Here is a 9,946-nt window from a genome sequence, read left to right on the forward strand (position 1 = left end):
TGGTTATACTTTGATAATATAACACCTTTTAGTTTCATGTCAACGCTAGTTATTTTTTATTGTTGAGAAATTCTCAACATTTTTTCAACAGGACAAACACCCTCTGAGCATTCCCTCATAATATACTCACAAAGGCAACAAAAAATAAAAACTTCTCTCAACATGAAACTCCATCATTCATCTTGAAAGAAGTGCCTTACGTATATCATGCGTATTTCGTCTCTCCGCCTTCCCTCAGGGACACTACGCGAGATATGAAAAATCAGAAGGAATATGCCCACCATTTGAGTAGGTAGTTATTTCTCTTCTCCTCAACATTTCCTTAGGAGCGAAATGACTACCAACTCACTTTTTTCAAACAAAAATAAAAAGGGGATGAAAGCTATGTTCTATTGCATTAATTGCTCTGACATTCACCATGAAAAACATCCGAATGATAAAGTATTCAAAAACGGTTTTTATATCGATCCATTTTTAGGTGATCGTTATCACCTTGGTATGTGTACAGATGCCCAAAACCATGAAACAGGGGAGCCTCTTTTAGCGAAAAAGAAATTAGGCACAACTCAATCTATTATGAACGTATTACCGACACATGTTGTCCCAACATAAAACATAAAAAAGAGCTGGCTCACCCAGCTCTTTTTTATGCTTTATAAACGATCATTGCTGAAAAACAATAAATTTGGTTTTCGTCATCATTAATGGAAACACCGACTTGGTACTTAATATCTACAAAATTACTATCATCAATCTTTTTCAAAAAAACATTTACAGCGTCTTCTAAGTCTTTTTCGTGACTTTCATCAAACACTTTCACACGAATCATGTTAACACCATCCTAGATCGCAGCCCTCCGCCGCTTGATTATTGCCACGGTGCGTATCTATGATGCGATAAAATTTTCCGTCTTCATATATATATCCGTCTTCTAACACATATTGTTTACCTTCAGTATAGACATAAAACTTACCTATCATAAATTTACTCGTATATAATTCCAAATAATCCGGTCTAAATTTAGCTACAACTTTATTTGTAATATCAATTCTTATTGTGCGCCCCACCTTCTCTCCCTCCCTTGCAAAGAACGGATTTAGGTATATTGTATTAGCGATTTTACATTTTATGCTTAAAAATAAGTGGATATGCCTTCTTTCTTCGTCTGTACTATTTTTCAAAAAAATCATCAATAAATAAGAGCAAAAAAATATATAAAAAAAAAAGAGTTTTTACTTATTGACTAAATATCAACATTATGGTATTATATAAAATTTGACATTTTCACTCACTTGTGCTATCATTAAAAGTGGTTACCACATATGGAGGTGGATGATTTGTTTCAAATTGGCGATAAAATCGTTTATCCAATGAACGGCGCAGGAGTCATCGAAGCCATTGAAGAGAAAGAAATATTAGGAACAACACGTCAATATTGTGTGATACGTATCATTAGTAAAGACATGCAAATAATGCTTCCTATGGATCAATTACAAAAATCAGGTATTCGTTATATCGTAGATAAAGGTACATTAGATGTTATACTTCTTGAATTTCAAAACGGGGAATCAGACACATCACTTTCCTGGAAACAGAGATATACAATGAATATGGAAAAAATGAAAAACGGCAATCTGCAAGATAGCGCAGAAGTTGTTCGCGATTTACTTCGCCGTAATAAAGAGAGAGCATTAAATGCGAGCGAAAAACAAATGCTAGATAATGCACGCAAAATGATGATTAGCGAAGTTGCACTTGTGCAAAATGTTTCTGAACATCAAGCAACAGAATTTCTTCAAGATACAATTAATCATTAAATTTAAAATAGCCGACCGCTATTTTTTTTTGCAGAAAAAAGGACAAAGAGATAATCTCTTTGTCCTTTTTTATTAACCGCGCCCTGCTTGAAACGACGGGTATAAAGTCATTCCACCATCTGCAAATAACGTAATTCCAGTTACGTAACTCGCTTCTGAGGAAGCAAGCCACGTTGCGACTGCTGCAATTTCTTCCGGTTTTCCAATGTAGCCCATCGGTATCATACTTTCTACGTCAGCACGTTTTTTAGGATCAGCAAACTTTTCGGCATTAATTGGCGTATTTATTGCACCTGGCCCAATATTATTTACTCGAATACCTTTTGGTGCATATTCTAACGCTAACGTTTCTGTCATCAGTTTAATGCCGCCCTTACTCGCCGCATAGTGCACAAATAGTGGCCACGGAATTTTCTCATGAACACTCGACATATTAATAACAGAACCTTTAATATCATGTTCTACAAAATATTTAATCGCTTCACGGCTTCCTAAAAAAGCACCTGTTAAATTTGTATTGATTACTTTATTCCAATCCTCTAACGGCATTTCATGCGACGGGACCGCGTTTTCTATCCCTGCATTATTAATCATAACGTCAAGCGTACCAAACTCTTTCACAGCAGATTGAATGAGGTTCACGACATCAGATTCAACTGTCACATCACCTTTTACAGCAATCGCTTCTCCGCCTACTTTATTAATTTCTTCTAATACATCATGCGCTTCTGACTCTCGTGAGCGATAGTTAATTACTACTTTTGCTTTCTCCTTAGCAAACCGTACTCCCATCGCTCTTCCAAGACCAGTTGCTGATCCTGTAATAACGACAACTTTTCCTGCTAAATCACTATACATTTCAATACCCCCTTTAACTTTTTGCAACACCTAACATTATTCCGGCTGCAATAATAAAAACGATACCGACAACAATCCCCGTTAATTGGCGTTTCGTTTTTCTTTCACCTAATATAAGAATCCCGCCAAGCGTTGAAATAATAATTCCCATTTGCGATAGCGAAAAACTTGTTGCCACTCCAACACGCGGCTGCGAAATGAATAAAAACATATTTCCAGCTGCCCAAATTAATCCTGGGATAATATTTCTTAGTGCATATTTATTAAATGGATGATGTTTAAACGTAAGCAAAACGCCCCCTAACACCATACCAACTGCTTGTGGCAATAAAGCTGACCAACCATCTACGTTAAATAGCCTAATCACTACTACGTAAACTAAATAACCGACTGTTGAAATCAATAAAATGATAATGCCCCTTTTAAAATTCCCGGCCTGCTCTGCACTCTTTTCTTCTTCACTTTGAAGTGATGTTAAAATAACACCGATAATAATACAAACGAGAGCCAAAACACCAAGGACGACTGATATAGTCGTGGACCACTCATGAAATACGATGACTCCAAATAAAGTCGTCGCAACTAATTGCAGTCCTGTTGAAATGGGCATCGTTCTCGAAACGCCCATTAAATCAATACTTTTTAATTGATTCGCCTGACCAAGTGCCCAAAATAAACCTGACACAATTCCAACTCCAATAACAGTAGGAGTTAATACTGGCTTCATAAAAATATAAACAACAATCGAGAAAATAAGTGCCCCAAACGTTGTACCGAGCGTTTGACTATACGGTCCCCCGCCCAGTTTCACGTTAAATAGCACAATACTTCCCCAAAATATAGCCGGTAAAATCGCTAAAAGTATGTCCATCGCTCATTACCTTTCTTTACTAAATGTCATAAGTTATCACTCTGAATCATTAGAGTGAGCTTTTATTTTTTCTTTTTCCCGTTCACAAACTTTTTCTGCAATAGCACCAGAAACATTCTTTTCTCGCTCCACCTTCTTTATTTTTACGTGATCTAAATAATCTTCCAAAATAAGTGTAACTTTATCATTCGGCGGATTATGTGCACCTTGGAACGTAAGAAATTGTAGCATAATTTCAAATCTAGGAACGAACTCACCGTTCTTACCGAGACGTTTTATATTTATAACGGAAGCACATTCATACTGATCTTCTGTCACTTGTCTAATAACTGAATAGTACCTATTTGATAATGCACTCTCTAACAGCTGCTCCCTCGATTCTTTCGCAAAAGAATCACTTGGAGAAGAGAAAAAGATTGCACATAGCATTGTAATAACTACACATATTTTTTTCATAACACCCTCCTTGTTCTATAAGTTAGTGTTCGCAAAACTTCCATAAAAAAACGACTTCCCTATGTAGGAAAGTCGTTTTAATGAATCCAATATTAACCACCGCTCACTGGTGGGATTAGTGCAACAACATCACCATCTCGGATCGTATCATCTTCATTCGCATATTCTTCATTAATCGCAACCATAGTTGATGCTGTCACTGGTACATTATATTCTTTAGCAACAACATCTTTTAACTCTGCAACCGTAATATTTTCTTTCTCTATTTGTAATTCACTTGTTCCTGCTTCCTCTTGCAAGTGCGCAAATAATAATACTCGAATCATACTTACAGCTCCTTCCCAGGCTCCCCTGCCGGATATGGCGTTTTTTCTAATTGATCACCAATCCATGAGTCTCCATCTTCCCAAAACTCCTTTTTCCAAATCGGAACAATTTGTTTTATACGTTCCATAATGTATTCATTCGCCTCATAGGCCGCTTTACGATGCGGTGTTGAAACAGCAACAACAACCGCGATATCAGAAATTTGCAGTGTACCGATGCGATGTGTAATCGCAACGTGTGTACCTGGCCACTTCTCTTTCACTTCTGAGCCAATTTTCTCTAGCATCTTTTCTGCCATCGTTTTATAAGCGACATATTCTAAGTATAATGTACGACGCCCTTTCGTAAACTCCCTAACCGTTCCAATAAATGTTGTAACAGCACCGCATTCGCGGCGAATAACCTTCTTTGCTACCTCTTCAATTGAGATTTCTGTATCAATTACTTCATAATACGTATTTGTCATTTCGTACTCCTTACCGTTTGTATAAACCAGTCTATATACAACTCTTCTTCTGTTATATGAAATACTTTATATTCTTCTCGTAAGTTTGCAGGTGCATCATGCCACGTAATAACCGCTACTATGTTTTCTACTTTATGTAAAAGTTCAACGTCTTCCGCAGAACGAAGTAATACTACTTTCGGATAGCTCTCTTTTTTATAGCCCTCTATTAAAATTGTATCCACTTCAAAAAACTCATATAAGCGAATAATTTCTTGCAAGGACCATTCCTCTCTTAATGAAGACAGTGAAAGTAATCCAGCGCCTTCTACACTACTGACAACAGCCCCAGCCTTTCGGTGCCTTTCACTATCTTTTTGCGCTACTTCTGGAAAACCTCCGTGCCCGTGATGCTTAATTGTAGCAACTTTCATGTTTCGTTCAGCTAATGCATACACAATTTTCTCAACGAGCGTTGTTTTCCCGCTATTTTGATATCCTACTATTTGTAAGATTGAAGGGGCTTTGCCCATGGCCAATCACATCCCTCGTCGTGCTCTAACAATAATACAGATACTTTCATCCCTGCCTCAAATCCTCTCGTTCCTCCAGGCAACACAATAAAAGCATTCGCATCGGCGAGTGAAGAGACCGCACTCGATTTATCTAAACCGACCGGCATCGCTTGTAATGCCCCGTCCACGATTGTCACGTTTGCTCTTACAAAACGAGTAAACGGATTTGGCTTCGGAAAATCTTTTTGTAAAATAGCATCTGCTCTATATACGTGGGGTTCTTTCGCATACAAATATGTTTTTATAACCGGATGCACAAATAGCTCAAAGCCTACGTAGCAAGCTGACGGATTTCCTGATAAACCGAAAAGTAACTTTCCATCAACTTCAGCTACTGTCGTTACACTTCCTGGTCTCATCGCTATTTTATTAAAAAGTACATTCGCCTGTAATCTTTCATAAATAGCTGGCAAGTAGTCATAATCTCCTACCGACACACCGCCTGTTGTAATTAAAATATCAACCTCATTCATCGCTGATTGAACAGCTGCAAAGCATGCATCTAACTCGTCAGCAAGTTGGCCATAATAACGCACTTTCCCTCCGACTTTCATAATTTGAGCGGCAATCATATACGAGTTACTATTTCTAATTTTCCCCGGCTGTAACGACTCGTGTACCTCTAACAGTTCACTTCCTGTCGTCACAATACCAACAACAGGCTGTTTTACAACCTTCACAGTACTATATCCAAACGTCGCTAATAAGGCGGCAACACCTGGATTAATTGCAACACCTTTCTGAACGAGAACTTGATTTTTCTTTATATCTTCTCCTTTAAATGACACATTGTCACCACTATGAAAAGGACGCTTTACCTTCATATATGTTTTTCCGTTCTTCTCAAAACCTTCCGTCAACTCTAGCATTACGACTGCATTACAATCCTCTGGAATAGCTGCTCCTGTCATAATACGAACCGCCTGAAAATGTCCTACTTCTTCTGTAAAAACAGATCCTGCCCCGATTTCTCCTATTACTTCAAACTCAATCGCATTCTCTTGATGTGCTTCTTTCGTATCTTCTGCTCGAATCGCGAAACCATCGTAAGGAGAACGATCGAAATGAGGAACGTCATGATCAGAGATAACATCCTCCCCAAGAATTCTCCCGTAACTTTCCGTAATAGAAACCTCTTCTACTTCACCATTTTTCGCATATTCCATTACTCTCTCTACTGCCTCAGCAACTTGAATTGGAATTCGTTTTTCTATCATCGTTTCTCACCTCATATTTGCAATTTTTTTTATCTCGATTAAACTTTATATATTAAATAGAAATTAACTTCAAGGAGGAATTCCATGTCTTCATTCACACACTTTAATGACCAAGGACGCGCGAAGATGGTTGATATAAGTGACAAAAAAGCAACCGTCCGAACAGCAATTGCGTGCTCTAGCATTGTCGTTACAAAAGAAATTTACGATAAAATCTCTCACAATGAAATTGGGAAAGGTGACGTATTAGCAGTTGCACAAATCGCAGGTATTATGGCTGCGAAACGCACTTCTGATATTATCCCAATGTGCCATCCTTTATTATTAAAAGGTGTTGACGTTTCTTTCGATTGGAAACAATCCGAAGAACAATATCGATTACTTATTGAAGTAAAAGTTAAAACAGAAGGTAGCACCGGTGTTGAAATGGAAGCTTTAACAGCCGCTTCCGCTACAGCTCTTACTGTGTACGATATGTGCAAAGCTGTTGATAAAGGTATGATTATTGGCGAAACTTACTTATTTGAAAAAACAGGTGGAAAAAGTGGAGATTATACGAGAAAGTCTTAATCTTCTTTCCGTTGAACCTAAAGGGCTCCCTTTAGGTTCAACCTATATATCTTGCATATAAGCGTTTTGCTATATTTATATCATTCGTCCCATGAATGAACGCCCTGCCATCTGTAAATAAAACAAAACGAAATTCCTCCACCGGAAATGATAATAAATACGGAGTAGCTTTTACATCCACACTTCTTTGTAAGCGCTTTTTAATTTCTTCTAAATTAAATTCATTCCGCACACCTGGACGGATTTGTACTGTATTTCGGCCACATAACACTTCTGTTTTTGTTTGTGCTTCAAATGTTAAACTCGGATATGTACGTAATCTTCCGCAAGATAAACATGTGTCTTTTTTCTGCCTATTCACTTTAAATGCCATCTGTTGATTATTCCAAAGATCAAACGATAACATCGTTTCGCGAAGTGCCCCATAGTCTTCTACTAATATTTTCAGCGCTTCCGTTATTTGATGCGCAACTACTAATTGTACTGCGGGCTGTATAATACCAGCCGTATCACATGTTGCCCCGCTCGCTGGATGTTCCATTAAACAGCGGAAACACGGTGTTTTTCCTGGTAAAATTGTATACGTTACTCCGTAGCTTCCGACACAACCACCATATATCCACGGAATATTATACTTTTGTGAAATATCATTAATAAGAAGACGCGTTTCAAAATTATCTGTCGCATCTAATATTAAATCTACATCATTCACTAGCTCTTCCATTTCTCGCACTGTTACATCAGTCACAACCGGATTTATTTTCACCTCAGAATTAATCGCTTGTAAATGCTCTGCTGCTGCTACCGCCTTTGGTTTATATTGCTTTGCATCTTCTTCTGTATATAATTGTTGCCTTTGTAAATTACTCCATTCTACATAATCACGATCCGCAATTGTTATTTTGCCAACACCTGCTCTAACAATTGCTTCTGCATTCGCTGCCCCGAGAGCGCCAGCGCCGATAATAAGCACATGCTTCTCTCTAATTTTTCTCTGACCTTCTTCTCCAACACCAGAAAATAATATTTGTCTTGAATATCGCTCCTGCATACGATAGCCCCCTTTCTTATCCTCCTATATAAGACATTTCAATTTTCGGACGATTCTTTGCACTTTCTTCTGTCCGTTCATCCGAATACCTGTCTTTTCTATTCATCCATACATCTTGTATAACGCTTACTAACTCATCATCCGAAAGATTTCCTCTAAGAAGTTTCCTTACATCCAATCCTTCTGTCGCAAATAAGCAAGTATAAAACTTTCCATCTGCCGAAATTCTTGCTCTCGTACAAGAGGAACAAAATGACTCTGAAACAGAAGTAATAAAACCGACTTCGATATTTGTTCCAACGTAACGATATCGCTTCGCAACTTCACCGAAATAATGCGCTTCAGCTGGCTCAAGTGGATACACACTATGAATCATTTCAATTAATTCTTGCTTTGTAACGACTTGATCAAAGTTCCATCCATTTGTACTACCAACATCCATAAACTCAATAAACCTAAGTGTGATTCCTTGCTCTTTAAAATAAGCAGCCATCGGAAGTACTTGATGTTCATTCATCCCTTTTTTCACAACCATATTTACCTTTACATCAAGCCCGGCCTCTTTTGCAGCCATAATTCCCTTTATAACAGGTTTCGTATTGATATTCCGACCATTAATGTCCTTAAATACATCGTCATCTATTGCATCCAAACTAACATTTACTCTATGTAATCCAGCTTCTTTTAATGCTTTTGCTTGTTTCGTTAAATGAATTGCATTTGTCGTTAACCCTATATCTACTAACCCTTCAATTTTCACGAGACGAGCAATAAGTTTTGTTAAATCTTTACGCAGTAGTGGCTCGCCACCAGTAAGTCTAATTTTTCGTACACCGATGCTAACAAATAGTTTTGCCAAACGCTCAATTTCATCAAACGTCAGTAAAAACTCATCTTTCAAAAAAGCATAATCTGGCCCAAAAACTTCCGCTGGCATACAATATGTACATCTAAAATTGCAACGATCAATGACAGATATGCGCAAATCTTGAAGTGGGCGTCCAAAAAAATCTGTAACCATCTCCTGCATCGCCACCCTCCCTTTCTGTCAAATTTCTCTCTTTTCATTCTATTATAATATATTTTCGAACTGCGATGTTTTTGCTTAAGTGAATAAAGTGAAACTTTCCTAACCAATTAGACTACCTACAAATAACAGGATAAAAAACCTTGAAGCATAAAAGCTCCAAGGTTTTCTTCCTATTAACTTAGTCTAATAATAGTTAGAGTAGCTCCTGGCGTTGCCGTAGATAATGTAGCTATTGCAACTAATCCAAATAACTGCAGACTAATGGCAGCTCCAGCAGGCAAATTAGCAATTATTGTCGCATTAAATGAACCTGTAGCTATTGCTGGTGAATTTATTGTTCCTGCAAGCGGACTGCCATTTACAGTTATACGAGAACTTACAAGTAAAGAGGCTGTTAAATTTATTGTATAAGCTATATAGTAATTCCCCGCATTCGCAACCGTAAATACGGTATTTCCTCCGCTAACGGTAATTCCTGGTCCAATATTTTGATTGTTCGGTAATGGTACATTTGTACCACCTAATAAAACGGAAATAGCGGTTCCTGATGTATTATTCGCAAATGCATACGTTGCAGTTGTACTAACTCCAGTCGCCCCGGTCGCCCCAGTGGCTCCAGCTCCGGTTGGACCTGTATCTCCAGTTGGACCTTGTGAACCGGTTGCTCCTGTTGCCCCCGTTGGACCTTGGATTCCTTGCGGGCCTTGAATTCCTTGGGGACCTGTCGCT

15 protein-coding genes are annotated in these 9,946 nt (G+C 38.0%); 3 read left to right on the forward strand and 12 right to left on the reverse strand.

Annotated elements, in window-relative coordinates; all coding sequences use genetic code 11:
- The first annotated feature begins 384 nt into the window (after positions 1-384).
- Positions 385-612, forward strand: a complete 228-nt coding sequence (locus GFJ36_RS24275; protein ID WP_000498995.1) for a DUF3973 domain-containing protein — start codon at positions 385-387, stop codon at positions 610-612.
- 34 nt (positions 613-646) lie between these two features.
- Here GFJ36_RS24275 and GFJ36_RS24280 read toward each other — a convergent pair whose 3' ends face one another.
- The gene (locus tag GFJ36_RS24280) at positions 647-829 is read right to left on the reverse strand and encodes a sporulation protein Cse60 (protein WP_000621751.1); all 183 of its coding nucleotides are present in this window, start codon (positions 827-829) and stop codon (positions 647-649) included.
- 1 nt (position 830) lies between these two features.
- Positions 831-1,067 (reverse strand): DUF2553 family protein, encoded by a 237-nt coding sequence (locus tag GFJ36_RS24285; protein ID WP_000533808.1) that lies wholly within the window; start codon positions 1,065-1,067, stop codon positions 831-833.
- Between the two features lie 255 nt (positions 1,068-1,322).
- Between GFJ36_RS24285 and GFJ36_RS24290 the strand changes: the two genes are divergently transcribed.
- Entirely contained in the window at positions 1,323-1,817 is a 495-nt protein-coding gene (locus tag GFJ36_RS24290; RefSeq protein WP_000451450.1) for a CarD family transcriptional regulator, read from the forward strand.
- A gap of 72 nt (positions 1,818-1,889) precedes the next feature.
- Here GFJ36_RS24290 and GFJ36_RS24295 read toward each other — a convergent pair whose 3' ends face one another.
- The 7 genes from GFJ36_RS24295 to moeA all read right to left on the reverse strand — a co-directional run bounded on the left by GFJ36_RS24295 (position 1,890) and on the right by moeA (position 6,566).
- Positions 1,890-2,675 carry a glucose 1-dehydrogenase gene (locus GFJ36_RS24295; protein ID WP_098230839.1) on the reverse strand — a complete coding sequence of 262 codons (786 nt, stop codon included), beginning with the start codon at positions 2,673-2,675 and terminating at the stop codon, positions 1,890-1,892.
- Between the two features lie 13 nt (positions 2,676-2,688).
- A complete protein-coding gene (gene glcU, locus GFJ36_RS24300; protein WP_048540762.1) occupies positions 2,689-3,546 on the reverse strand; it encodes a glucose uptake protein GlcU in 858 nt (285 codons plus the stop codon).
- Between the two features lie 36 nt (positions 3,547-3,582).
- Complete coding sequence (locus GFJ36_RS24305) at positions 3,583-4,002, reverse strand: DUF3888 domain-containing protein (RefSeq protein WP_098230841.1); 420 nt, start codon at positions 4,000-4,002, stop codon at positions 3,583-3,585.
- 92 nt (positions 4,003-4,094) lie between these two features.
- Complete coding sequence (moaD, locus tag GFJ36_RS24310; protein WP_000621775.1) at positions 4,095-4,328, reverse strand: molybdopterin converting factor subunit 1; 234 nt, start codon at positions 4,326-4,328, stop codon at positions 4,095-4,097.
- Positions 4,329-4,330: 2 nt separating this feature from the next.
- The gene (gene moaE / locus GFJ36_RS24315; protein ID WP_000185929.1) at positions 4,331-4,795 is read right to left on the reverse strand and encodes a molybdopterin synthase catalytic subunit MoaE; all 465 of its coding nucleotides are present in this window, start codon (positions 4,793-4,795) and stop codon (positions 4,331-4,333) included.
- Positions 4,792-5,307, reverse strand: a complete 516-nt coding sequence (gene mobB / locus GFJ36_RS24320) for a molybdopterin-guanine dinucleotide biosynthesis protein B (RefSeq protein WP_060486695.1) — start codon at positions 5,305-5,307, stop codon at positions 4,792-4,794. The genes moaE and mobB overlap by 4 nt, the downstream gene beginning before the upstream one ends.
- Complete coding sequence (gene moeA, locus GFJ36_RS24325) at positions 5,277-6,566, reverse strand: molybdopterin molybdotransferase MoeA (protein ID WP_097856804.1); 1,290 nt, start codon at positions 6,564-6,566, stop codon at positions 5,277-5,279. Before moeA ends, mobB begins: the two co-directional genes overlap by 31 nt.
- Before the next feature lie 84 nt (positions 6,567-6,650).
- Here moeA and moaC point away from each other — a divergent pair, with 84 nt between their 5' ends.
- On the forward strand, positions 6,651-7,136 hold the full coding sequence (gene moaC, locus GFJ36_RS24330; RefSeq protein WP_000094144.1) for a cyclic pyranopterin monophosphate synthase MoaC: 486 nt from the start codon (positions 6,651-6,653) through the stop codon (positions 7,134-7,136).
- 37 nt (positions 7,137-7,173) lie between these two features.
- Here moaC and GFJ36_RS24335 read toward each other — a convergent pair whose 3' ends face one another.
- From GFJ36_RS24335 to GFJ36_RS24345, 3 genes are all read right to left on the reverse strand, one after another.
- Positions 7,174-8,187: a molybdopterin-synthase adenylyltransferase MoeB gene (locus GFJ36_RS24335; RefSeq protein ID WP_060486693.1), complete on the reverse strand. Its 1,014-nt coding sequence runs from the start codon at positions 8,185-8,187 to the stop codon at positions 7,174-7,176.
- 16 nt (positions 8,188-8,203) lie between these two features.
- A complete protein-coding gene (moaA, locus tag GFJ36_RS24340; protein ID WP_060486692.1) occupies positions 8,204-9,217 on the reverse strand; it encodes a GTP 3',8-cyclase MoaA in 1,014 nt (337 codons plus the stop codon).
- 173 nt (positions 9,218-9,390) lie between these two features.
- The coding region (locus GFJ36_RS24345) for a BclA C-terminal domain-containing protein (protein ID WP_481747070.1) at positions 9,391-9,946 on the reverse strand (556 nt) is incomplete at its 5' end.

The organism is Bacillus sp. EE-W1 (assembly GCF_009760835.1).
Lineage (GTDB): Bacteria > Bacillota > Bacilli > Bacillales > Bacillaceae_G > Bacillus_A > Bacillus_A wiedmannii.